Raw genomic sequence first — 23,770 nt, forward strand, 5'->3', positions numbered from 1 at the left:
ACCACCCGGCGTCGCTTCATCGGCGTTCCGACGGGGGCCCGGAACGCCGGCACCAGTGCCCCGACGGGGGACCAGGGCACTTGGTTAAAGCGTACACCTCCAACCCGGAGGATGCGTCAAGACTTCGTCACGACCCGATCTCGCGTCGGTGCCTCGGGATCTCGTTCTGTCCCGGGTCGGTAAAGCCCGGGTCGGCGGGCGCCCCGCCCCGGGGGGCGTTGGCCCCCACCACGGCGATGTACGGCAGGAAGATCGCTCCGGCGAAGAGCAGGATCTTGATCGCCATGGGCGCGGGCACGGTGAAGGCGAGGACCAGGCAGACCAGCCGGATCCCCATCTTGATCAGGTAGTTTCGCTCACGCCGCCCGATGTCCTCGCTCAGCGAGGGCCGGGCGTCGGTCACCTGATGAACCGTCTCGCGCCTGCGCCATCCCCTCACGTCTTCCAACGTAGACCTCGGATCGATCGGATGCGAACGGTCATGTGATCATGACTTCCGGGTAGGACGGGGGCATGACGGATCGAACGTACCGGGTGACCGAGATAGTCGGCACGTCGGGGGAGAGCATCGAGGCGGCGGTCCGCAACGGCGTCCGCCGCGCCGCACAGACCCTGCGGCACCTCGACTGGTTCGAGGTGACCGAGGTCCGCGGGCACATCGTCGACGGGGAGATCGCCCACTTCCAGGTCGGCATGAAAGTGGGCTTCCGCCTGGAGGACGGCTGACCGACAGGAGACCCGCCCCCGGCCCGCACCGCGGCGGACCGGCGCCGGGCGGGCCTGCGCGCTCGCCCGGCGCCGGTCCGCCGTGCCGGATCAGCTCGCCTGGCTGACCGTCGACATGTTGAAGTCCGGCACCCGGACCGGGGGCATCACCGTGCGGGTGAAGTAGTCGTTCCACTCGCGCGGCAGCGTCTGCTCGCTCGCCCCGATCTCGGTGACGCGGCCGAGGAGGTCCACCGGGCTCTCGTTGAAGCGGAAGTTGTTGACCTCGCCCACCACCTCGCCGTTCTCCACGAGGTAGACGCCGTCGCGGGTCAGCCCGGTGAGCAGCAGGGTCTGCGGGTCCACCTCGCGGATGTACCACAGGCAGGTGAGCAGCAGGCCCCGCTCGGTCGAGGCGATCATCTCCTCCAGCGACCTGCCTCCCGCCGGTCCCTCCATGATCAGGTTGTCGATCGCGGGGGTGGCGGGCAGGTTCGTCAGCTCGGCCGAGTGCTGCGTCTGGATCAGGTTCGCCAGCGCGCCGTCGGCGATCCAGTCGGTCGGCGCCAGCGGCAGGCCGTTGTCGAACACCGAGCTCTGCCGGCTGGATGCGTGCGCGACCACGAACGGGGCGGACTCCAGGCCCGCCGCGGCCGGGTCGCTGCGCAGCCGTACCGGGAGGGAGGCGAGGGTCTCTCCGACGCGGGTGCCGCCGCCGGGCCTGGAGAAGACCGTGCGGCCCTCGAAGGCGTCGCGGGCTCCGGCCGTCCAGTACAGGTAGATCATCAGGTCGGCGACGGCTCCCGGCGGGAGCAGCGTCTCGTACCGGCCCGCGGGCAGGTCGATCCGGTTCTTGGCCCACTCCAGCCGCCGGGCCAGCGACGCGTCCAGCGCCGCCACGTCCACGTCGGAGAAGTCGCGGGTGGCCACGCCGGTCCAGGCCGAGCGCTTCATGTCCGGGGACTTGGCGTTGAGCTCCAGGCGCCCGGTGGGCTGGACGTGCCGGAGGCGGGCGCCGGTGGAGGTGCCCACGAACGTCGTGGTGACGCTGTGCTCGGCGAAGCCGTACAACCTGCGCCCGCCCGCCTCGGCGGCGGCGAAGGCCTCGCCCAGCGCGGGGGCGAAGGCGCCGAACACGCCGATCGCGGTGGGTTCGGCGGGGGCGTCCCAGTCGGCGGAGACGGCGCCCCCGACCAGCGGCCGGGCGTCCTCGGAGGGGCGCGCGTCCTCCGCGGCGCGGTCGGCCGCGGCGACGACGTCGGCCAGCTCCTCGGGCCGGACCGCCGCCCGGGACACCACGCCCACACCCTGCCCGGCGATCGAGATCACGGTCAGCTGGGCGGAGCGGGAGACGCCGTTGGTGGTGAGGGTGTTGCCCGCGAACCGCAGGTTGGCGCTGGAGCCGGAGTCGGCGATGACGACGGTGTCGTCGGCCGTCGACAGCTCCAGGGCCCGCTCGACCATCTCCTGCGGGCTCATCCGGGGGCTCGGCTGAGAGGTCATCACTTGCCGCCTTCCTGCACGGTGTTGAGGACGCGCACGCCCCGGAAGAGCGCCGAGGGGCAGCCGTGGCTGACCGGCGCGACCTGGCCGGGCTGGCCCTTGCCGCAGTTGAACGCGCCGCCCAGCACGTAGGTCTGCTCGCCGCCGACGGCCTCCATCGAGCGCCAGAAGTCGGTCGTCGTGGCCTGGTAGGCGACGTCGCGGAGCTGACCGGCCAGCCGGCCGTTCTCGATGCGGTAGAACCGCTGCCCGGTGAACTGGAAGTTGTAGCGCTGCATGTCGATCGACCAGCTCTTGTCGCCGACGACGTAGACGCCCCGCTCGACGCCCGCGATGAGCTCGTCGGTGGAGGGGCCGCCGGGCGCGGGCCGCAGCGAGACGTTGGCCATGCGCTGGATCGGCATGTGCCCGGGGGAGTCGGCGAAGGCGCAGCCGTTGGAGACGCCCAGGTCCTTCATCCGCGCCATCCGCCGGTCGAGCTGGTAGCCCACCAGGACGCCGCCGGAGACGATGTCGAACTCCCTGGTGGCCACGCCCTCGTCGTCGTAGCCGATGGTGGACAGGCCGTGCACGGCCGTGCGGTCACCGGTCACGTTCATCGCCGGCGAGCCGTACACCAGGCTGCCGAGCTGGTCGAAGGTGGCGAAGCTGGTCCCGGCGTAGGCCGCCTCGTAGCCGAGTGCGCGGTCCAGCTCGGTGGCGTGCCCGATCGACTCGTGGATGGTCAGCCACAGGTTGGACGGGTCGATGACCAGGTCGTAGACGCCGGCCTCGACGGAGGGGGCCCTGAGCTTCTCCTCCAGCAGCTCGGGGAGGGCGGCGAGCTCGGCGGGGAAGTCCCAGCCGGTGCCGGTGAGGTACTCGTAGCCGCGGCCGACGGGCGGGGCCAGGGTGCGCATCTCCTCGAAGCGGCCCTCGCCGACCTTCATGGCGTCCAGCACCGGGTGCACGCGCACCCGCTGCTGGGTGGTGCGGGTGCCCGCCGTGTCGGCGTAGAACTTCTGCTCCTTGACCTGCATCAGCGAGGCCTGGACGTGGTCCACGCGCGGGTCCTTCAGCAGGCCGCCCGACCAGTCGGCCAGCAGCTCCACCTTGTCGCGCAGCGGGACGTCGAACGGGTCGACGTCGTAGGCCGACACCCAGGTGACGTCCGCGTGGACCGGCTCGGGGGCCAGCTCGATGGGCTCGCGGTTGACCGCGGCGGAGACGACGGCCACCTCGACGGCCTGCTCGGCCACGGCGGCCGCGGCCTCGGGCGTGAGCTCGATGCCGGAGGCGAAGCCCCAGGTGCCGTTCTTGACGACCCGTACGGCGTAGCCGAGGTCGTCGGCGTCGATGGAGCCCTCCAGCCGGGCGTCCGACAGGCGCAGGGTCTCCGCGCGGACGCGTTCGAGCCGGAAGTCGGCATGCTCGGCACCGAGGTCACGGGCGCGTTGCAGGGCCGCGTCCGCCATCCGCCTCATGGGCAGGGCGAGGAAGTCGGAATCGATCTGGCGCATGTCCACGATCCTAGACCTGTGATCTTGTCCCTCACGGATAACCGGTCTACTGGCAAGTAACGGATACCGTCGGCTTCATGGCTCGATCTGTTCTCGTAACCGGCGGCAATCGCGGCATCGGCCTCGCGATCGCCCGCGAACTCGCCAGGGCCGGCGACGCCGTCGCCGTCACCTACCGCTCCGGAGAGCCCCCCGAGGGGCTGTTCGGCGTGCAGTGCGATGTGACCAGCATGGCCGATGTCGAAGCGGCGTTCGGGAAGGTCGAGGCCGAGCAGGGCCCGGTCGAGGTGCTCGTCGCCAACGCGGGCATCACCAGGGACACGCTCCTGCCGATGATGAAGGAGGAGACCTTCACCGACGTCATCGACGCCAATCTGACCGGCGCCTACCGCGTGGCCAAGCGGGCCACCCGCGGGATGCTGCGGCTCAAGCGCGGCCGGATCGTGCTCATCTCCTCGGTCGTGGCGATGCTCGGCTCGGCCGGGCAGACCAACTACGCCGCCTCCAAGGCCGGCATGATCGGCTTCGCCCGGTCGGCCGCCCGCGAGCTGGGCTCGCGCGGCATCACCGTGAACGTCGTCGCCCCGGGTTTCGTGGAGACCGACATGACGGCCGCGCTGGACGAGTCCTACCAGGAGCAGATCCGCAAGAACATCCCGCTGGGACGGCAGGCCCGGCCCGAGGAGATCGCCAAGGTCGTCGCCTTCCTGGCGGGCGAGGACGCCGCCTACATCACCGGGGCCGTGATCCCCGTCGACGGCGGCCTGGGCATGGGGCACTGAGCCCCTCTCCGCAACCACCGCAAGAGCCGGAACGGCCGGACGCGCCGGGCACCCGGGCGCGAGCCCTCGGACTCGTCCGCGGGAGCACTTCACAAAGGACGGTATTCATGGGAATCCTCGACGGCAAGCGGATCCTGGTCACCGGCGTCCTGACCGACGCCTCGATCGCCTTCTCCGTGGCCAGGCTGGCCCAGGAGGAGGGCGCCACCGTCGTGCTGACCGGCTTCGGCCGGCTCAGCCTGGTCGAGCGCATCGCCCGGCGGCTCCCCGAGCCGCCGCCGGTGATCGAGCTGGACGTGCAGAACACCGAGCACCTCGACTCGCTGGCCGAGCGGGTGGGCGAGCACGTGGGCGGGCTCGACGGCGTGGTGCACTCCATCGGCTTCGCCCCGCAGAGCTGCCTCGGCGGCAACTTCCTGAACACCCCGTGGGAGGACGTCGCGACCGCGGTGCACATCTCGACCTACTCGTTCAAGTCGCTGGCGGTCGCCTGCCTGCCCCTGATGAAGCAGGGCAGCTCGGTCGTCGGCCTCGACTTCGACGCCACCAAGGCCTGGCCGGTCTACGACTGGATGGGCGTCGCCAAGGCGGGGTTGGAGTCCTGCTCCCGCTACCTGGCCCGTGACCTCGGCAGGCACGGCATCCGGGTGAACCTGGTGGCGGCCGGGCCGCTGCGCACGATGGCGGCCAAGAGCATCCCGGGGTTCAAGGAGTTCGAGGACAGCTGGCCGGAGAAGGCCCCGCTCGGCTGGGACCTGTCCGACACCGTCCCCGCGGCCAAGGCGTGCCTGGCGCTGCTGTCGGACTGGTTCCCCGCCACGACCGGCGAGATCGTGCACGTCGACGGAGGGGTGCACGCGATCGGCGCCTAGCCGCCGGTCTCCCGGGCCCGGACGACCGCGGGGCCCAGTACGGCCGGCCCGGCGCCCCGCACGGTCTCCGGAGGACTCCGGGCGGTCTCTAGGCGACGCGGTGCCGTCCCATCCGGAACGGCTCGAACGGGATGGACTCCTCCTCGGCCCGCCTGGCGTGCACCAGCCGGACGGCGAGGACCGCGGCGGCCAGCAGGGCCGCGGTGAGGGCGGTGCCCAGCGGGTCGGACGAGCGGGTGGGGGTGACGGCCCGCTCACCGGGCATCCGCTGCTGCAGTTCCTGGGTGAGGGGCCCGGGCCAGAGAGGGTCCACTCGGGGAGCCTCGGCGTCGACGGCGAACGGCTCGGGAAGCACCGGGTCCCGCACCTCGGTGGTGTGCGTCCGCGTCTCCGGTGGGCGCGGAGAGACCGGCCGGAACGGGATCCCCTCCTCCCGGTCCTCCTTCCGCGGCCTGGCCGGCCTGCGGCTCTCGGCGGGGGAGGGCGTGGCGGTCGGCCGTACGGCCCGGTCGGGCACGGAGGTCGTCGCGGCGGAGGCCGGACACCCGGGGGAGCGCACCAGCGGGAGGCAGACGTCGCTGAGGACCTCGGGCAGCAGTCCTTCGTCCTTCTTCTCACCCGGGCCGCCCGAGCCGTGCGGCGGGGCGTCGGAGGAGGAGCCTCGACCGGTTCTCGGCCGCTCCGTCGGCGCGAGCTCGCCGACGGGCTTCAGCGCCTTCTCCGCGGTGGCGTCGAGCCCTCCGGTCACCGGCGTCAGGGAGGAGCCGGTCAAGTCGTCCACGGCGTCGGTGACGCCGTCCACCGTCTGGCAGAGCCCGCTCGTGACCCCGCCGAGCAGCCCGCCGCCCTGAGGGCAGTCCGCCGCCCGGGCGACGCTTCCGGATGCGGCCGCGACCACGGGGACCACGGGGATCCCGCCGCCCAGCGCCAGCGCCAGCGCGCCGGCCGAGATCGCAGATCGCATCGTTCCCCCCTCGTGTGCCGGCGGCGAAGCCTCGCCGACGCCTGCCTGAACCCCGTCTGCCACGCGAATGACAGTTTTGTGCGAAGGCCGTGCTTTTCCACGGAAAGTTGCGATTCGGTATCGACTAGTGACATGCGAGAAAGACTCTCGTTCTATACGGGTGCCCCGTGCGGATCCGGGTTCTCAGTCCGCCGACACGTCGTCGAGAGCCTCCCTGATCTCCACCGGGAGTGTCAGGTCCTCGGCCTCCAGGACCCCGGTCAGCTGGGAGCAGGTGCGGGCGCCGACGATGGCCGCGGCCACCCCCGGCTGGTCGCGGACCCACGACAGGGCCACCGACAGGGGGGAGACGCCCAGCCCCTCGGCGGCGGTCGCCACCGACTCCACGACCCGGCGGCACCGCTCGTCGAGGTAGGGCGTGACGAATTCGGCCAGGTGGGGGGTGGCCGCCCGGGAGTCGGCGGGGATGCCCGTGCGGTACTTGCCGGTGAGCACCCCGCGCCCGAGCGGGGACCAGGCCAGCACCCCGGCGCCGACGTGCTCGGCGGCGGGCAGCAGGTCGCGCTCGGGCTCCCTGGCCAGCAGGGAGTATTCGACCTGGGCGGCGACGACCGGCGTCCGGCCGGGAACCGCCTGCTGGGTGACGGCGGCCGCGGCGAGTTGCCAGCCGGTGTAGTCGCACACCCCGGCGTAGGCCGCCCGGCCCGAGGAGACGATGGCGTCCACCGCCGCCAGGGTCTCCTCCAGGGGCACGTCGGGGTCGAAGGCGTGCAGCTGCCACAGGTCGACCTCGTTGACGCCCAGACGGGTGAGGGAGGCGTCGACGGCGGCGATCAGGTGCCTCCTGGAGGCGTCGCGCGGCCGCCGCCCCGAAGGGGTCAGCACGGCCTTGGTGGAGAGCACCAGTTCCGAGCGGGGCACCGTGTCGCGGATCAGCCGCCCGAGCAGCCGCTCGGCCTCCCCGCCCGTGTAGACGTCGGCGGTGTCGATCAGGGTGCCCCCGGCGTCGGCGAAGGCGCGGAGCTGCGCCGCGGCGTCCTCGGCGCCGGTGTCGCGCCCCCATGTCATCGTCCCGAGCCCGAGACGGGACACCGACAGGCCGCTCCGGCCGACATAGCGCTGCTCCATGATCCGGCCAGGTTACCGCCCGGACAGGTGAAAACGAGGGAACGACTGCTGCAAGACTTGGAGCCGTGACGACGCTGTTGCTGGCAAGACACGGCCTTACCCCTCTCACCGGCCCGGTGCTGGCCGGGTGGACCCCGGAGGTGCATCTCAGCGACGCCGGCCGGGCCCAGGCGGAGGCCCTGGCCCTGCGGCTGGCCCCCCTGGAACTGGACGCCATCGTCTCCAGCCCGCTGGAGCGCTGCCGGGAGACCGCGCAGGCGATCGCCGACGGCCGCGGCGCGCAGGTGCTGACCGACGAGCGGTTCGGCGAGTGCCGCTACGGCGACTGGACCGGCCGGCCGCTCGCCGAGCTCGCCAAGGACCCGCTCTGGCCCGTGGTGCAGACCCATCCGAGCGCGGTGACCTTCCCCGGGGGGGAGTCCCTCCCCTCGGTCCAGTACCGCGCGGTGGCCGCGGTCAGGGAGTGGAACGCCCGCCTGGGACCCCGGGCCGTCTACCTCGTCTGCAGCCACGGCGACGTGATCAAGTCCATCGTGGCCGACGCCATGGGCCTGCACCTGGACCAGTTCCAGCGGATAGCGGCCGACCCCGCCTCCCTCACAGTGATCCGCTACACCCCCATGCGTCCCTTCGTCCTCAGGCTCAACGACGTGGGCGGAGATGTGACCGGATTGCGACCCCGGGAGGGTTCGGAGGAAGAAGACGGGGGAGAAAATCCCACCGGGAGCGATGCCGCAGTCGGCGGCGGATCCGGGACCACGTAAGGTCGGGCTATGCCGGTGTTCGACTACGACCCACCTGAGAGGTTCGTGGCTGGTGCGGTGGGACAGCCGGGTTCGCGGGCCTTCTTCCTGCAGGCCCGGGGCGAGGGGCGGCTGACCACCGTCGGGTTGGAGAAGTTCCAGGTGGCCGCGCTCGCGGACCGCCTCGAGGAGCTGCTCGACGAGGTGCTGCGCCGCAGCGGCGGCACCGCCCACGTGCCGGCCGTCGCCCCCGAGGCCCTGACCGACAACGACCCCCTCGACATGCCGATCAGCGAGGACTTCCGGGTCGGCACGATGGCCCTCGCCTGGGACCCCGAGGCCTCCCAGGTGGTGATCGAGGCACAGGAGGTCGTCGCGGAGGACGAGGAGTTCGAACCGTCCCTCCTCGACGAGCCCGCCGTGCTCCGGGTCCGGATCAGCCCCGCCGCGGCCAGGGCCTTCACCCGGCGCGCGATGGCCCTCGTCGCCGCGGGCCGCCCGCCCTGCCCGCTGTGCGCCCAGCCGCTCGACGCGGAAGGGCACGTGTGCGTACGGCTCAACGGTTACCGAGGCAGTGCGACTGCATCCGGTGGAGGAGGCGAATGAGTGCCGAAAGCGAGCCCACGCTGAGTGCGCCGCCCGCGACCGGGCTGGACGACGGGGCCGCTCTGCGACTGCTCCGCGAAGGTCACCTCGAGGTCGCCGGCCGGCTGGTCGAGGCGACGAACATGACGCTCTACTGCTCGGTCCGGCTGGGCGGTCTCGCCGCCGCCTGCGTCTACAAGCCGGTGCGCGGTGAACGGCCGCTCTGGGACTTCCCGGACGGGACCCTGGCCGCGCGCGAGGTCGCCGCGTTCGAGCTCTCGGCCGCGACCGGCTGGCGCATCGTCCCCCCGACGGTCTACCGGGACGGGCCCTTCGGCCCCGGCATGTGCCAGCTGTGGGTCGACACCGACCCCGAGGCCGACCTGATGGCGCTGATCCGCAGCCGTCAGCCCGCCCTGCGGCGGATGGCCGTGTTCGACGCCGTCGTCAACAACGCCGACCGCAAGGGCGGGCACCTGCTCCCGCTCGCCGACGGGCACGTCCACGGAGTGGACCACGGGGTCTGCTTCTCCACCGAGGACAAGCTCCGCACCGTGCTCTGGCAGTGGCGCGGCAAACCTCTGCCCCGGGAGGCGATGAACGTCCTGGCCCGTCTGGAGCGGGAGCTGGAACGGGGCCGCCTGGGCCGCCGCCTCCGGGAGCTCCTCACCCTCGCCGAGGTGGAGGCCACCTGGGCGCGGGTCCGCAAGCTCCTGGACACCGGCCTGCACCCCCGCCCCTCACAGGACTGGCCCGCCATTCCCTGGCCCCCGATCTGAGGCCCCCGATCTGAAGCTCTGACCCGGATCCCGGCCTGAGACCCCCGGCGCGCCCCGCCGGTCCTCCGGCCTGCGGTCCGGCGTGCCCGGCCGCCGGCCCTCGGCCCGCCCCGTCGGCTCCGCCGGATCTGCCGTAGTCTGCCGGACATGTGCACGGCTGTCGTCAGCGTCGCCCCCGGCGCCGAGATCCCCCTGATCCTGATCGGTGTCCGGGACGAGTTCACCGGCCGCCCCTGGGCCGCCCCGGCGGAGCACTGGCCGGGCCTGGTCGGCGGCAGGGACCTGCTCGCCGGCGGGACGTGGCTGGCCGTAGACCCCGGAGCCGGCCGGGCCTGCGCGCTGCTCAACGGCCACGGTGTGCCCGCACCGGAGCCGATCCGCCGCTCCCGCGGCGAGCTGCCGCTGCTGGTCGCGGCCGGAGACGGCCCCGCGGACCTGGAGCTGGCCGGCTACGACCCCTTCCACCTCGTGCTGGCCGATGCCGCGGGCGCCCGCCTGTGGAGCTGGGACGGCGCCGCCCTGGACGGTACGGAGCTCCCGGCGGGGACCCACATGATCGTCAACAGCGGATGGGAGCGTGGCGCGGACAACGAGCGCGTCGCGTTCTTCCGCCCCCTGTTCGCCGGGGCCCGGCGGCCCGCCGCGCTGGACGGCCCCTGGGACGAGTGGGCGTTCCTGGCCACCGGGGCGGGCCTGCCGGCAGACGATCCCCGCGCGCTGATCATCCGGCACGAACTCCCCGACGGCCGGGTCTTCGCCTCGCTCTCGGTCACCCTGCTCGCCTTCTCCGCCGACGGGATCCGCTACGACTTCACCGGTGACCCCGGTGACCCCCGGGCGTTCCACCGGGTCCTGCCGGAATGAGCCGGCCGGTCCCGGTGGTTGTGATGGACGCCCCGAATCCACCGCCCCGGGGTGATCGGGGCGGTCCGTCCCCTGGATAGGCTCACTACATGAGATCGTGGTCTGCGCCGAAGGTTCCTCGGCTCCCTGGTGCTGGTGCTCCGCTGCGGCTGTTCGACACCGCCGCCGGAGAGGTCGTCCCCACGCAGCCGGGGCCCGTCGCGCGGATGTACGTCTGCGGCATCACGCCCTACGACGCCACCCATCTGGGCCATGCCAACACCTACCTCGCCTTCGACCTGGTCAACCGGGCCTGGCGGGACGCCGGCCACGAAGTCCACTACACCCAGAACGCCACCGACGTCGACGACCCGCTCCTGGAGCGCGCCGAGCAGACCGGCCAGGACTGGCAGGAGCTCGCCGAGCGCGAGATCGAGCTGTTCCGCACCGACATGGAGGCGCTGCGCATCCTCCCGCCCCGGGAGTACGTCGGCGTCACCGAGTCGATCGACCAGGTCGCCGAGCTCATCGTGAACCTGCGCGACAAGGGCGCCACCTACGAGCTCGACGGCGACGTCTACTTCGACGTCGCCGCGGCGCCCAAGTTCGGCGCGGTCTCCGGCTACCCCGAGGAGCTGATGCTCACCCTGTTCGGCGAGCGCGGCGGCGACCCCGGGCGGGACGGCAAGAAGCATCCGCTCGACTGGCTGCTGTGGCGCGCCGAGCGTCCGGGGGAGCCGTCCTGGCCCTCCCCGTTCGGCCGGGGGCGGCCCGGCTGGCACATCGAGTGCACCGCGATCGCGCTGGCCAACCTCGGCACCGGATTCGACGTCGCGGGCGGCGGCTCCGACCTGATCTTCCCGCACCACGAGTGCGGCGCCCACGAGGGCCACGTCGCGGCGGGGGAGTGGCCCTTCGCCAGGGCCTACGTCCATGCGGGCATGGTCGCCCTCGACGGCGAGAAGATGTCCAAGTCCCGGGGCAACCTCGTCTTCGTCTCCCGGCTCCGCCAGGAGATCGACCCCATGGCCGTCAGGCTGGCCCTGCTGGCGCACCACTACCGGGACGACTGGGAGTGGACCGCCGACCAGTCGGCCTCCGCCGAGGTACGGCTGGCACGCTGGCGCTCGGCCGCGGGCCTGGAGGCCGGGCCCCGGGCGGACGCGGTGCTCGCGGACGTCCGCGCCCGGATCTCCGACGACCTGGACGCCCCCGGGGCGCTGGCCGTCATCGACGGCTGGGCGGAGCGGGCGCTCTCGGAGGGCGGCACCGACCCGCAGGCGCCCGCGCTCGTCAGGGACGCGGTGGACGCGCTGCTCGGGGTCCGGCTCTAGCCCGCGCCGGAGGCCGGCCGGGGGCGCCCGTCGCAGTCGGGCCGCCCCCGGGCCTCCGCGCGTGTCGGAGGTCCGGAGCGCGGGCGGAAGCCTGGGAAAGCGCTGAGCCCCGTACCGCTGGTGCGGTACGGGGCTCAGGTGAAGCTGCTAACCGACGTCAGATGGGCTGAACCTGCTCAGCCTGGGGGCCCTTCTGGCCCTGGGTCGTGACGAAGCTGACCCGCTGGTTCTCCTCCAGGCTGCGGTAGCCGCTGGAGTTGATAGCCGAGTAGTGCACGAAAACATCGGCGCTACCGTCGTCCGGAGCGATGAATCCGAAACCCTTTTCGGCGTTGAACCACTTAACGGTGCCTTCAGACAAAACTACTTCTCCTCATTGGGAGCCTCACCGAAACGCCAGGTCGGCGCACCGGGGCTGCACTGCGGACCCTACCATGCATCCGCGGAGACCATCCGGAGAAAGCTGGAACGCCCGCTGTCGACGGACTTCTCAAACACTTGCGGTGACAAGCTACCTGAAAACTGCGACGGCAACTTCTTCAAGTTACCGGATGCCGGGGCGCCTGGCAAACATCCGCAGGCGCACCCCTTTCCGCGCCGTCCGCCGTATCGAGGGCCGTGCGCAGCGAAGAGGGGGTGAACGGTATACGGACTTTGCCTGATGATTGGGATGAAACACTCAAAATGGGACATTTTTCAGGAAGCGTTCACGATCCTCCGCAGGTAGCCGGTCCGCGAAGAGCAAGCCGTCGAGGTGGTCGGTCTCGTGCTGGAGCACCCGGGCGAGCATGCCGAGGGCGCGGACGGTGACGGGCTTGCCGAACATGTCGCGGCCCCGCGCGGTCACCATGTAGGAGCGCTCCAGCGGCCACCACAGGCCGGGTGCGGACAGGCAGGCCTCGTCGGCCGTGACCTTCCGCTCGGACAGCTCCAGCCGCGGGTTGACGAGGTGACCGGAGCGGCCGTCGAGCTCGTAGACGAGGACCCGGAGCGGGACGCCGATCTGGGGGGCGGCCAGGCCCGCGCGGCCCGCGCCGGCCCGCAGGGTCAGCTGGAGGGTCTTGACGAGCCTGCGCAGCTCGCGGTCGAACGTGGTCACCGGATCGGTCACGGTCCGTAGCACAGGGTCGCTGAACATGCGGATCGGCTGGACGGTCACGCGTACTCCCCGAGGCGACGGGCTGATGTGCCTACGATTCCCGGCATCGCCGATTTCCAATCCAACCAGGGAATCCGGTCATGTTTCCGCAATGTTGCGGACGTGCGACGTGTGCATTGCACATTTCAGCGGTTAGCCACACGTAACCGGTGCACCATCACACAACGTGAATGTGCGTAACGCCTCACTCCTAGATTTTCCGGGACCGGATCCCCGAAGAACCGAGCAGGAGGAGGAACGATGGCGAAGCGCTGGATCACCGAATGGCGGCCCGACGACCCCGGTTTCTGGGAGCAGAGCGGAAAGAGGGTCGCCCGGCGGAACCTGCTCTTCTCCGTCTTCGCCGAGCACCTCGGCTTCACCGTCTGGACGGTGTGGAGCATCGTGGCGGTCAAGCTCGGCTCCTACGAGTTCTCCACCGACCAGCTCTTCTGGATCGTCTCCCTGCCGAACCTGGTCGGCTCGGCGCTGCGCATCCCCTACACCTTCGGCCCGGCGAAGTTCGGGGGCCGGAACTTCACGGTGGTGAGCGCGCTGCTCCTGCTCGTCCCGGCGGCGCTGCTGGCCGTCGCGGTCAGCGACCCCGCCACGCCGTACTGGGTGTTCCTGGCCATCGCGGCCACCGCGGGTCTGGGCGGCGGGAACTTCGCCTCCAGCATGGCCAACATCACCTACTTCTACCCGCAGGCCAAGCAGGGCTCGGCGCTCGGCCTCAACGCCGCGGGCGGCAACATCGGCGTCAGCTCCGTGCAGCTGTTCATGCCGCTGGTCATCGGCGCGTTCGGGCTGGCCGCCGCCGGGTTGTTCTGGATCCCGTTCATCCTGGCCGCCGCGGCCGGCGCCTACTTCTTCATGGACAACCTGACCGCGGCCAAGGCCGACCCGAAGGCACAGCTGAAGATCGCCGGACGGGCCCAGACCTGGATCATGGCGCTCCTCTACATCGGCACCTTCGGCTCCTTCATCGGCTACTCCACCGCCTTCCCCCTCCTCATCAACAGCCAGTTCCCCGAGCAGGCCTCCCTGGTCACGCTGGCCTTCCTCGGCCCGCTGGTGGGCTCGCTGATCCGCCCCGCGGGCGGCTGGCTCGCCGACCGGATCGGCGGCTCGCGGGTGACGCTCGTCAACTTCGGCGCGATGGCCGGCGCGGTGGCACTGGTCTGGCAGGGGCTCGTCCAGCAGAGCTTCGCCCTGTTCTTCTGCTCCTACATGCTGCTGATCGCCACCACCGGCGTCGGCAACGGGTCCACCTACCGGATGATCCCGGCGATCTTCCGGGCCAAGGCCACGGCCGGGATCCCCGCCGGCACGCCCGCCCACGAGGCGGCGCTGGCCGTCGGCAAGCGCGACGCCTCGGCCGCGGTCGGGCTCATCTCCGCGATCGGCGCGTTCGGCGGGTTCTTCATCAACCGCGGTTTCGGCAGCTCCATCGCCGCCACCGGGGGAGCGGGCGCCGCGCTGGCCTCCTTCGCCGGCTTCTACGTGCTGTGCGCGTTCATCACCTGGGCCTGCTACCTGCGGACCGTCGGCCGGGTGCCGAGCCTGGCGGCCGCCCGCGTCTGACCGCGCCCGTCCACCCCCGGCTCGTTCATCCCGGCCCGGCCGGTCTCACGTCCGGGTGAGGGCGAACGTGAACACGGTTAGAGGCTTGTAGCACAGCGGTAACAGGAGGGACCCAGCGGTGAAACCGCTCGAAAGCACCATCGGACGCATGCCGCTCTCACTTCCTGTCGCAGCGCCTGTGAAGGCGCCGGTGGCGACGCACTGCCCCTACTGCGCCCTGCAGTGCGGCATGAACGTCGCCGCAGGCGCCGACGCCGGGACCGGCACGGTGGCGATCACCCCGCGGCAGGACATCCCGGCCAACGCCGGGGGACTCTGCCAGAAGGGCTGGACCGCCGGGGAGCTCCTCACCGGCGGTGCGCGGCTCACCACCCCGCTCCTGCACGGCGAGCCGGTCGGATGGGACGAGGCGCTCGACTTCGTCGCCGACCGGATCCGCGCGCTGCAGGCAGAGCACGGCCCCGATGGCGTGGCCGTGTTCGGCGGGGGCGGCCTCACCAACGAGAAGGCCTACCTGCTGGGCAAGTTCGCCCGGGTGGCGCTGCGGACCAGCCAGATCGACTACAACGGCCGGTTCTGCATGTCCTCGGCCGCCGCCGCGTCGAACCGGGCCTTCGGCATGGACCGCGGGCTGCCCTTCCCGATCACCGACCTGGCCGCGGCCGACGCGGTGCTGCTGGCGGGCGGCAACATGGCCGAGACCATGCCGCCGTTCGTCCGTCACCTGACCGCGATGCGGGACCGGGGCGGCCGCCTGATCGTCATCGACCCCCGCCTCACCGCGACCGCCCGCCTGGCCGACCTGCACCTGCAGCCCACCCCCGGCACGGACCTGGCGCTCGCGCTCGGCCTGCTCCACCTCGTGGTCGCCGAGGGCCGCGTGGACGAGGACTACGTGGCCGCGCGGACGAACGGCTTCGCGGCGGTGGCCACCTCCGTGGCGGCCTGGTGGCCGGAGCGGGTGGAGCGGATCACCGGGGTCCCCGTCGCGCAGATGCGCCTGGCCGTGGAGATCCTCGCGGACGCGTCCCGCGCCGCGATCCTCACCGGGCGCGGCGCCGAGCAGCACGCCAAGGGCACCGACACCGTGACCGCCTTCATCAACCTGGCCCTGGCCCTGGGGCTGCCCGGCCGGCCCGGCTCCGGCTACGGCTGCGTGACCGGCCAGGGCAACGGGCAGGGCGGCCGCGAGCACGGCCAGAAGGCCGACCAGCTCCCCGGCTACCGGAAGATCGACGACCCCGCCGCCCGCGCGCACGTCGCCCGCGTCTGGGGCATCGACCCGGACGAGATCCCCGGCCCCGGCCGCTCGGCCTACGAGCTGCTCGACGCCCTCGGCACGGCCGGCGGCCCCCGCGCGCTGCTGCTGTTCGGCTCCAACCCGGTGGTCTCCGCGCCCCGCTCAGGGCACGTCACCGAGCGGTTGAAGGGCCTGGACCTGCTGGTGGTCTCCGACCTCGTCATGTCGGAGACCGCCGCCCTGGCCGACGTGGTGCTCCCCACCACCCAGTGGGCCGAGGAGGAGGGCACGATGACCAACCTGGAGGGACGGGTCCTGCTCCGCCGCAGGGCGGTCGCCGCGCCCGAGGGGGTCCGCAGCGACCTGGAGGTCCTGCGGGGCCTGGCCGTACGGCTGGCCGGGCCGGACGCGGACGGATCGCGGGGCGCCGCCGGGTTCCCCACCGACCCCCGCGAGGTCTTCGAGGAGCTGCGCCGGGCGAGCGCCGGCGGGACCGCCGACTACGCGGGCATCACCTACGAGCGGATCGCCGCCGAGACCGGTGTCTTCTGGCCCTGCCCCGCCGAGGACCACCCCGGCACGCCGCGGCCCTTCCTGGACGGCTTCGCCACCCCCGACGGCCGTGCTCGGTTCGTCCCGGTCGAGCACCGCCCGCCGGGGGAGGACGTCGACGCCGACTACCCGCTGTACCTGACGACCGGCCGGGTGCTGGCCCACTACCAGAGCGGCGCCCAGACCCGCAGGATCGCGGCCCTCAACGCGGTCGTCTCCGAGACGTTCGTGGAGATCCACCCCGACCTGGCCGAGCGCCTGGAGGTGTCACCGGGCCAGCGACTCCGGGTGGTCAGCCGCCGGGGCGAGACCGAGGGCGCGGCCAGGGTCAACCCGGCGATCCGCGCCGACACCGTGTTCATGCCGTTCCACTGGATCGGAGCCAACGTGCTGACCAATCCCGAACTCGACCCGGTGTCGAGGATGCCGGAGTTCAAAGTGTGCGCAGTGAGAGTGGAGCGTGTCGGATGACCCGGCTGGTGGTGGTGGGCAACGGGATGGCGGGCTCCCGCCTGGTGAACGAGGTCCGCGCCCGGGACAAGGACATGAAGGTGACCGTCTTCGGCGCCGAGGACTGGCAGCCGTACAACCGGGTGCTGCTGTCGAACGTGGTGGCCGGGACCATGCTCCCGGACCAGGTGCGGCTGCTGGACCCGTCCTGGTACGCCGACCACGGGGTGACGGCCATGCCGGGCGTCGCGGTGACGGCGATCGACCGGGAGGCGCAGGCGGTCGTCACCGCCGACGGCGGGCGGGAACCGTACGACGTCCTGGTGCTGGCGACCGGGAGCGAGGCCGTGGTGCCGCCGGTGCCCGGCGCGGAGCGGGCCGTCACCTTCCGGACGCTGGACGACTGCCAGGCGATCCTGGAGGCCGCCGCCACCGCGCGCGGCGCGGTGGTGGTCGGCGGCGGGCTGCTGGGCATCGAGGCGGCCCGCGGGCTGGCCGGCCGCGGACTGCCGGTGACGCTGCTCCACCTGGCGGGACACCTGATGGAGCGCCAGCTCGACGCCGAGGCGGGGCTGGTGCTCCAGGAGACGCTGACGGAGCTGGGCGTGCGCATCCGGACCGGCGTCGTGGTGGAGGAGATCGAGGAGCACGGCGTACGGCTGGCCGGCGGCGAGACGGTCGACGGCGACCTGGTGGTGCTCGCCTGCGGGGTCCGCCCGGTGACCGCCCTGGCCAGGGACGCGGGCCTGGAGGTGGCGCGCGGGATCGTGGTGGACGCCGAGATGCGCACCGACGACCCGTCGATCTTCGCGATCGGCGAGTGCGCCGAGCACGAGGGCATGGTCTACGGCCTCGTCGCCCCCGCCTGGGAGCAGGCGGCGGTCGTCGCCGACCTGGTGACCGGCGCCGACAAGACGGCCCGCTACCGCGGGTCGCGGCTGGTGACCCGGCTGAAGGCCAAGAGCGTCGAGCTGGCGGCGATGGGCGAGACCCACGTGGACGAGGACGCCGACCGCTCGACGGAGGTGGTGCGGTTCAGCCACCGGGCCCGCGGCACCTACCGCAAGCTCGTCATCCGCGACGGCCGGCTGGTCGGGGCGATCCTGCTCGGCGAGACGGCGGCGGTGGGCACCCTCACCCAGCTCTTCGACCGGGGCGCCCCGGTCCCCGGCGACCGGGCGGGGCTGCTCTTCCCCGGCCTGAGCGGGACCCCGGTGGCCGACAGCCCGGTGCGGATGCCGGACGCGGCCAAGGTGTGCCAGTGCAACAACGTGACCAAGGGCCAGATCCGGGCCTGCTGGGAGTCCGGGGCCCGCGACGTGGAGGCCGTGGCGGCCGCCACGCGTGCCACGACCGGCTGCGGCGGCTGCCGCGACGCGGTCGAGGGCATCGTCGGCTGGCTGTGCGAGCAGGAAGGGGTCTCGGCGTGACGGACGTGGCGGAAGGAAGGGGCGCGCAGATGACGCGGCTGGTAGTGGTGGGACACGGGCCGACGGCCTACCGGCTGGTCGAGACGCTGACCGACCGCGGCTTCGGCGGGCGGATCACGATCCTGGGGGAGGAGCCCCGGCCCGCCTACGACCGGGTGGCGCTGACCTCCTACCTGGCCGGCAAGAGCGCCGAGGACCTCACCTACCCGGTGCCCGACGGCGTCGTGCTCCGGCTCGGCTCGGCGGTCACCGCGATCGACCGGGACGGCCGGACCGTGACGACGGCCGACGGGCACGCCGAGCCGTACGACGTGCTGGTGCTGGCCACCGGCTCCAGCCCGTTCGTGCCGCCGGTGCCCGGCAAGGACCTGGACGGCTGCTTCGTCTACCGCACCATCGACGACCTGGACGCGATCCGGGAGGCGTCGGCGGGCGCCACGGCCGGCGTGGTGATCGGCGGCGGGCTGCTCGGCCTGGAGGCCGCCGACGCGCTGCGCGGGCTGGGCCTCGAGACGCACGTCGTGGAGATGGGCGGCTGGCTCATGCCCCGCCAGGTCGACGAGGGCGGCGGCGCGGTGCTGCGCGGCCACATCGAGTCGCTAGGCCTGGGCGTGCACACCGGCGCCGGGGTCAAGGAGATCGCCGCCGACGACGCCGGGCGCGTGTCGGGCCTGGTCAAGCCGGACGGCGAGACGATCGGGGCGCAGGTCGTGGTCTTCTCGGCCGGCGTGCGCCCCCGCGACGAGCTGGCCCGCACCTGCGGCCTGGCGGTCGGCGAGCGCGGCGGCATCGCCGTCGACGACGGCATGCGCACCAGCGACCCGGCGATCTACGCGATCGGCGAGTGCGCGCTGCACCAGGGCATGGTCTACGGCCTGGTCGGGCCGTGCTTCACCATGGCCGAGGTCGCCGCGGACCGCATCCTCGGCGGCGAGGCGGCCTTCACCCCCGCGGACATGTCGACCAAGCTCAAGCTGCTCGGCGTGGAGGTCGCCCAGTTCGGCGCGATGGACGGCGCGCTCGACGTGACCTTCATGGACCCGGTCACCGGCGTCTACCAGAAGCTGTTCGTCAGCGACGACGCCCGCACCCTGCTCGGCGGGATCTGCGTCGGCGACGCCACGCCGTACAACACGCTCAAGCCCTTCGTCGGCCGCGAGCTGCCGGGTTCGCCGAGCGAGCTGCTGTTCACCGGCGGCCCGGCGAACATGGAACTGCCCGCCGAGGCGGTGGTCTGCTCCTGCAACAACGTCACCCACGGCCAGATCTGCTCCGCCATCGCGGACAAGGGCCTGACCGACGTGGCGGAGATCAAGGCCTGCACCCGCGCCGGCACCACCTGCGGCAGCTGCGTCCCGATGCTCAAGCAGATCCTGGTGAAGTCCGGCGTCGAGGTCTCCAAGGCCCTGTGCGAGCACTTCACCTACAGCCGGGCCGAGCTGTTCGACATCGTCCGGGTGCGCGGCATCACGACGTTCTCCCAGCTCATCGCCGAGCACGGCACCGGGCGCGGCTGCGACATCTGCAAGCCCGTCGTCGCCTCCATCCTCGCCTCGCTCGGCAACGGCCACATCCTCGACGGCGAGCAGGCCGCGCTGCAGGACACCAACGACCGCTACCTGGCCAACATCCAGCGCAACGGCACCTACTCGGTCGTGCCGCGCATCCCCGGCGGGGAGATCACCCCCGACAAGCTCATCGTGATCGGTGAGGTCGCCCGCGACTTCGGCCTCTACACGAAGATCACCGGCGGGCAGCGGATCGACCTGTTCGGCGCGCGCGTCGAGCAGCTCCCGCTGATCTGGAAGCGCCTGGTCGACGCCGGCTTCGAGTCCGGCCACGCGTACGGCAAGGCGCTGCGCACGGTCAAGTCCTGCGTCGGCTCCACCTGGTGCCGGTACGGCGTGCAGGACTCCGTCGGCCTGGCCATCGCGCTGGAGCTGCGCTACCGGGGGCTGCGCTCGCCGCACAAGCTGAAGTCGGCCGTCTCCGGCTGCGCCCGCGAGTGCGCCGAGGCGCGCGGCAAGGACTTCGGCATCATCGCCACCGAGCTGGGCTGGAACCTCTACGTCGGCGGCAACGGCGGCTTCACCCCGCGGCACGCCGACCTGTTCGCCTCGGACCTGTCCACCGACGAGCTGATCCGGGTCATCGACCGCTTCCTGATGTTCTACATCCGCACCGCCGACCGGCTCCAGCGCACCTCGGTCTGGCTGGAGAACCAGGGCCTCGACTACGTCAAGGAGGTCGTGCTGGAGGACTCGCTGGGCATCTGCGCCGAACTGGACGCGCAGATGGAGCGGCACGTCGCCGGCTACGCCGACGAGTGGCGCGCGGTCCTGGACGACCCCGAGCGGATGCGGCGCTTCGTCTCCTTCGTCAACGCGCCCGGCACCCCGGACCCGTCGATCGCCTTCGCCCCGGAGCGGGACCAGGTCAAGCCGGTCCTGATCCCGCTCGAGGCGGTCCGATCCTGACCACCGCGACCCTCGACCTCACACCGACCGGAGAAGAAGGAGGGGTTTCCCCGATGACGATCCTGCGCGAGAACCTGGACACCGCCCTGGAGACCGCCGGCTGGACCGCGGTCTGCGCCTACACCGACCTGCTGCCCGAGGAGGGCGTGTGCGTCCTGGTGGACGGGCACCAGATCGCGGTGTTCCGCACCTTCGACGGCGACCTGTACGCGACCGGCAACCTCGACCCGTTCAGCGGGGCCTGGGTCCTGTCGCGGGGGATCGTCGGGACGCGGGGCGCGGAGCCGACCGTGGCCTCCCCCATGCACAAGCAGGTCTTCTCGCTGGTGACCGGCCGCTGCCTGGACGACCCGGCGACGGCCGTACCGACCTATCCGGTCCGCCTGTCCGGCGGCGCGGTGGAAGTGAGAGTCCCTTGAGCTCCCTGGCCCCCCTGATCCCGTCCTCGGTCCCCGCGTCGGGGTCCCCGGAGACGGAGCCCGACGCGCTGGCCGGGTTCACCATCGGGGTCACCGCCACCCGGCGGCGCGAGGAGTTCTGCGCGCTGCTGGAGCGGCGGGGCGCCCGGGTCGTGCAGGCCCCGGCGATCCGGCTGGTGCCGCTGGCCGAGGACGCGGACCTGCTGGCCGCGACCCGGGACGTGCTGGCGGGCCCGATCGACGACGTGGTGATCACCACGGGGGTCGGCTTCCGCGGCTGGACGGCCGCCGCCGAGGGGTGGGGGCTGTCGGGGGAGCTGTCGGCGCACCTGGCCGCCGCCCGGCTGCTGACCCGGGGCCCCAAGGCCCGCGGCGCGGTCCGGGCGGCGGGGCTGAACGACCACTGGACGCCGGCCACCGAGTCGTGCGAGGAGGTCAAGCAGCACCTGCTCGCCCAGGACCTGCGGGGCCGGCGCATCGCGGTGCAGCTGCACGGGGAGCCGCTGACCGGCTTCACGGCGGCGCTGCGCGAGGCGGGGGCCGAGGTCATCGAGGTGCCGGTCTACCGGTGGCTGCCCTACCGTGATCCGTCGCCGCTGCGCCGCCTGATCAGCCAGGCGGTCTCCGGCGGGGTGGACGCGGTGGCCTTCACCAGCGCCCCGGCGGTCCTGGCCATGCTCGGCGCGGCCCGCGCGGACGGGCTGGAGGAGGCTCTGCTGGCGGCGTTCGCCGGTCAGGTCGTCGCCGCCTGCGTGGGGCCGGTGACCGCCGCGCCGCTGGAGGAGCGCGGGGTGCCCGTGGTGCAGCCCGAGCGCGCGCGCCTGGGCGCGCTGGCCCGCACGCTCGCCACGCACCTGCCCGCCCGCGGCGTCACCCGGCTGGTCGCGGGCGGCCACGGGCTGGAGATCCGCGGCCACGCCGTCGTCGTCGACGGCGAGCTCAAGCCGCTGCCGCCCGCCCCGATGGCGGTGCTCAAGCGCCTGGCCGACAAGCCCGGCCACGTGGTGGCCCGCTCGGAGCTGCGGACCGTGCTGCCCGGCGGCCCGTCCCGCGACTCGGCCGAGCACGCCGTGGAGATGGCGATCACCCGCCTGCGGCGGGCCCTCGGGCCGGCGGGCATCGTCGAGACGGTCGTCAAGCGCGGCTACCGCCTGGCGTGCGAACGCGGCGAGGGCGCGTGACGACGCTCGTCCTGGCCGCGCACGGGACGCGCAGCGCCGCGGGGGAGGAGACGCTCGCGGGCCTGCGCGACCTGGTACGGCGGGCCCGCCCCGGACGGCGGGTGGAGCTCGCCTTCCTGGAGATCAGCTCGCCCCCGCTGGCCGACGTGCTGCCCGGTCTGCCCGGCCCCGTGGTGGTGGTCCCCCTGCTGCTGGCCGGCGGCTACCACGTGCACATCGACCTGCCGGCGGTGGTCGCCGCCGCGCGACCGGACGCGACGGTGGCCGCCCCGCTCGGGCCGCACCCGCTGCTGACCGCGGTGCTGGCCAGGAGGCTGGCCGCCGCGGGCCTGCGGCACACCGACGCGGTGGTGCTGGGCGCGGCGGGGTCCTCCGACCCGGCGGCGCTGGACGACGTGCGCGCGGCGGCGCGGCTGCTGTCGGCCCGGCTGTCGCGCCCGGTGCGGGCCGCGTTCGCCTCGGCGGGCAGCCCGACGGCGGCCGAGGCGGTGGAGGGGCTCAGGTCGGCGCCCGCACCCCGGATCGCGGTCGCCTCGTATCTCCTGGCCCCCGGCTTCTTCCAGAGCCGCCTGGAGGCCCTCGGCGCCGACCTGGTCGGCGCCCCCCTGGGGGTGGACCCCGATCTGGCGGAGCTGGTGTGGCGCCGCTTCGATCAGGCCGCGTGGGACTCCAGCCTCAGCTCCCGGATGATCTCCTCGGCGCTCTCGTCCCGGGAGGGCACGAAGTCGGTGCCGACGAAGAGCTCGTAGTAGGCGTGCCGGAAGCACCCGGCCAGCAGCAGCCGGGCGGTGGCCACCGGGTCCACCCGGGGTGAGACGCGGCCCGCGCGCTGCTCCGCCGCGAGGTAGTCCGTCAGCGGCACGACCTCCGACATCGGGCTGAGCCGGGTGTCCTTCATGGCCTCGCGGAACCGTACGGTGACCGAGGGGGAGGTGAAGGCGGGCAGCGCCACCGACTGGACCTCCGCGTAGTAGTCGATGCCCGCCCGGGCGATGGGCAGCAGGTTGTCGGCGACGCTGCCCTTGCCGACCAGATGCATCAGGTCGTCGAGGATCTTCAGCCAGACCGGGAGCCTGTCCTGGAGCAGGGCGAGGAACAGGTCCACCGACTGCCCGGGAGCGGCGGAGCCCCGCATCTCCGGGTGGAGGAGGGCGTTCTCGCCGTCCTGGCGTTTCATGAACGTGCCCATCTCGAGAACGCGGCGCCGCGTGTCCTGTGCTTTCTGGTACGGGTCGAGCCGGGGAGTCGCCATGGTTGCCCTTACGTGCGCAGTCACAGGGACAAGGTTCGGCGTGGGGGTGACGCCATCGGCCGGTGTTTGCCGAGCCGTGTTTCTCCTGGTTGTGCAATCGTTGCGAGTCCGCGATCTCCGCCGGGTGCGTTCCGGCGGAAATCCGGTGAGGACTGATTATTACCCGAAATCAGTGAGAAATGGGGTAAATAACGGTAACTCTGCGCTGTGTGTCTCAGCCGTCTCCGTCACGGCCGTGCGCCTCGGCCGTCTCGGTCACGACCGTGCGCCTGTCTCCGGTACGGCCGTGTGCCTGTCTCCGTCACGGCCG

23 protein-coding genes are annotated in these 23,770 nt (G+C 72.6%); 15 read left to right on the forward strand and 8 right to left on the reverse strand.

Translation table 11 applies throughout. The annotated features are described in order from the left end of the window. Nucleotides 1-127: 127 nt before the first annotated feature. The gene (locus IEZ07_RS13620; protein WP_231647464.1) at nt 128-403 is read right to left on the reverse strand and encodes a DUF3099 domain-containing protein; all 276 of its coding nucleotides are present in this window, start codon (nt 401-403) and stop codon (nt 128-130) included. Between the two features lie 110 nt (nt 404-513). Here IEZ07_RS13620 and IEZ07_RS13625 point away from each other — a divergent pair, with 110 nt between their 5' ends. Continuing rightward, on the forward strand, nt 514-726 hold the full coding sequence (locus tag IEZ07_RS13625; RefSeq protein WP_068899322.1) for a dodecin: 213 nt from the start codon (nt 514-516) through the stop codon (nt 724-726). 90 nt (nt 727-816) lie between these two features. Here the strand turns inward: IEZ07_RS13625 and IEZ07_RS13630 are convergent, their stop codons facing one another. Further along, nucleotides 817-2,208: a metallopeptidase TldD-related protein gene (locus tag IEZ07_RS13630; RefSeq protein WP_239319889.1), complete on the reverse strand. Its 1,392-nt coding sequence runs from the start codon at nt 2,206-2,208 to the stop codon at nt 817-819. Next, the gene (locus tag IEZ07_RS13635; RefSeq protein ID WP_191895082.1) at nt 2,208-3,707 is read right to left on the reverse strand and encodes a TldD/PmbA family protein; all 1,500 of its coding nucleotides are present in this window, start codon (nt 3,705-3,707) and stop codon (nt 2,208-2,210) included. Before IEZ07_RS13635 ends, IEZ07_RS13630 begins: the two co-directional genes overlap by 1 nt. A 77-nt stretch (nt 3,708-3,784) precedes the next feature. Between IEZ07_RS13635 and IEZ07_RS13640 the strand changes: the two genes are divergently transcribed. Both IEZ07_RS13640 and fabI read left to right on the forward strand, forming a co-directional pair. Next, the gene (locus IEZ07_RS13640) at nt 3,785-4,489 is read left to right on the forward strand and encodes a beta-ketoacyl-ACP reductase (protein ID WP_191895083.1); all 705 of its coding nucleotides are present in this window, start codon (nt 3,785-3,787) and stop codon (nt 4,487-4,489) included. 107 nt (nt 4,490-4,596) lie between these two features. Next, nucleotides 4,597-5,361: an enoyl-ACP reductase FabI gene (gene fabI, locus IEZ07_RS13645; RefSeq protein WP_068899326.1), complete on the forward strand. Its 765-nt coding sequence runs from the start codon at nt 4,597-4,599 to the stop codon at nt 5,359-5,361. A gap of 88 nt (nt 5,362-5,449) precedes the next feature. On the opposite strand, the gene IEZ07_RS13650 is transcribed toward fabI, so the two are convergent. Together IEZ07_RS13650 and IEZ07_RS13655 are read right to left on the reverse strand one after the other, a co-directional pair. After that, nucleotides 5,450-6,325, reverse strand: a complete 876-nt coding sequence (locus tag IEZ07_RS13650) for a hypothetical protein (RefSeq protein WP_191895084.1) — start codon at nt 6,323-6,325, stop codon at nt 5,450-5,452. Between the two features lie 183 nt (nt 6,326-6,508). Next, entirely contained in the window at nt 6,509-7,453 is a 945-nt protein-coding gene (locus IEZ07_RS13655) for an aldo/keto reductase (protein WP_191895085.1), read from the reverse strand. A gap of 65 nt (nt 7,454-7,518) precedes the next feature. Between IEZ07_RS13655 and IEZ07_RS13660 the strand changes: the two genes are divergently transcribed. The 5 genes from IEZ07_RS13660 (at nt 7,519) to mshC (ending at nt 11,737) form a co-directional block, all read left to right on the forward strand. Beyond that, the gene (locus IEZ07_RS13660) at nt 7,519-8,217 is read left to right on the forward strand and encodes a histidine phosphatase family protein (RefSeq protein ID WP_191895086.1); all 699 of its coding nucleotides are present in this window, start codon (nt 7,519-7,521) and stop codon (nt 8,215-8,217) included. Between the two features lie 9 nt (nt 8,218-8,226). After that, on the forward strand, nt 8,227-8,802 hold the full coding sequence (locus IEZ07_RS13665; protein WP_068899333.1) for a DUF3090 domain-containing protein: 576 nt from the start codon (nt 8,227-8,229) through the stop codon (nt 8,800-8,802). Next, on the forward strand, nt 8,799-9,560 hold the full coding sequence (locus IEZ07_RS13670) for an SCO1664 family protein (protein ID WP_191895087.1): 762 nt from the start codon (nt 8,799-8,801) through the stop codon (nt 9,558-9,560). The genes IEZ07_RS13665 and IEZ07_RS13670 overlap by 4 nt, the downstream gene beginning before the upstream one ends. A gap of 147 nt (nt 9,561-9,707) precedes the next feature. Beyond that, nucleotides 9,708-10,424, forward strand: a complete 717-nt coding sequence (locus IEZ07_RS13675) for an NRDE family protein (protein WP_191895088.1) — start codon at nt 9,708-9,710, stop codon at nt 10,422-10,424. An 89-nt stretch (nt 10,425-10,513) separates the two neighbouring features. After that, nucleotides 10,514-11,737, forward strand: coding sequence for a cysteine--1-D-myo-inosityl 2-amino-2-deoxy-alpha-D-glucopyranoside ligase (gene mshC / locus IEZ07_RS13680; protein WP_191895089.1), 1,224 nt, complete (start codon nt 10,514-10,516; stop codon nt 11,735-11,737). 157 nt (nt 11,738-11,894) lie between these two features. On the opposite strand, the gene IEZ07_RS13685 is transcribed toward mshC, so the two are convergent. Both IEZ07_RS13685 and IEZ07_RS13690 read right to left on the reverse strand, forming a co-directional pair. After that, a complete protein-coding gene (locus IEZ07_RS13685; protein WP_189236257.1) occupies nt 11,895-12,098 on the reverse strand; it encodes a cold-shock protein in 204 nt (67 codons plus the stop codon). A gap of 318 nt (nt 12,099-12,416) precedes the next feature. Next, nucleotides 12,417-12,896 (reverse strand): peptide deformylase, encoded by a 480-nt coding sequence (locus tag IEZ07_RS13690; protein WP_191895090.1) that lies wholly within the window; start codon nt 12,894-12,896, stop codon nt 12,417-12,419. 240 nt (nt 12,897-13,136) lie between these two features. On the opposite strand from IEZ07_RS13690, the gene IEZ07_RS13695 reads away from it, so the two are divergent. From IEZ07_RS13695 to IEZ07_RS13725, 7 genes are all read left to right on the forward strand, one after another. Further along, complete coding sequence (locus IEZ07_RS13695) at nt 13,137-14,459, forward strand: MFS transporter (RefSeq protein ID WP_191895091.1); 1,323 nt, start codon at nt 13,137-13,139, stop codon at nt 14,457-14,459. A gap of 148 nt (nt 14,460-14,607) precedes the next feature. Further along, nucleotides 14,608-16,722, forward strand: coding sequence for a molybdopterin oxidoreductase family protein (locus tag IEZ07_RS13700; protein WP_191895092.1), 2,115 nt, complete (start codon nt 14,608-14,610; stop codon nt 16,720-16,722). After that, entirely contained in the window at nt 16,719-18,131 is a 1,413-nt protein-coding gene (locus IEZ07_RS13705) for an FAD-dependent oxidoreductase (RefSeq protein WP_191895093.1), read from the forward strand. The genes IEZ07_RS13700 and IEZ07_RS13705 overlap by 4 nt, the downstream gene beginning before the upstream one ends. A 29-nt stretch (nt 18,132-18,160) precedes the next feature. Further along, nucleotides 18,161-20,608 (forward strand): nitrite reductase large subunit NirB, encoded by a 2,448-nt coding sequence (gene nirB, locus IEZ07_RS13710; RefSeq protein ID WP_191895094.1) that lies wholly within the window; start codon nt 18,161-18,163, stop codon nt 20,606-20,608. A gap of 53 nt (nt 20,609-20,661) precedes the next feature. Continuing rightward, on the forward strand, nt 20,662-21,027 hold the full coding sequence (nirD, locus tag IEZ07_RS13715; RefSeq protein WP_068899346.1) for a nitrite reductase small subunit NirD: 366 nt from the start codon (nt 20,662-20,664) through the stop codon (nt 21,025-21,027). Further along, nucleotides 21,024-22,208 carry a uroporphyrinogen-III synthase gene (locus IEZ07_RS13720; protein ID WP_239319891.1) on the forward strand — a complete coding sequence of 395 codons (1,185 nt, stop codon included), beginning with the start codon at nt 21,024-21,026 and terminating at the stop codon, nt 22,206-22,208. Before nirD ends, IEZ07_RS13720 begins: the two co-directional genes overlap by 4 nt. Beyond that, on the forward strand, nt 22,205-22,957 hold the full coding sequence (locus IEZ07_RS13725) for a sirohydrochlorin chelatase (protein ID WP_191895095.1): 753 nt from the start codon (nt 22,205-22,207) through the stop codon (nt 22,955-22,957). Before IEZ07_RS13720 ends, IEZ07_RS13725 begins: the two co-directional genes overlap by 4 nt. On the opposite strand, the gene IEZ07_RS13730 is transcribed toward IEZ07_RS13725, so the two are convergent. Next, the gene (locus IEZ07_RS13730; RefSeq protein ID WP_191895096.1) at nt 22,861-23,460 is read right to left on the reverse strand and encodes a hypothetical protein; all 600 of its coding nucleotides are present in this window, start codon (nt 23,458-23,460) and stop codon (nt 22,861-22,863) included. The genes IEZ07_RS13725 and IEZ07_RS13730 overlap by 97 nt on opposite strands. Between the last annotated feature and the right edge of the window lie 310 nt (nt 23,461-23,770).

The sequence above is a fragment of the Planomonospora parontospora genome (assembly GCA_014647935.1).
Lineage (GTDB): Bacteria > Actinomycetota > Actinomycetes > Streptosporangiales > Streptosporangiaceae > Planomonospora > Planomonospora parontospora.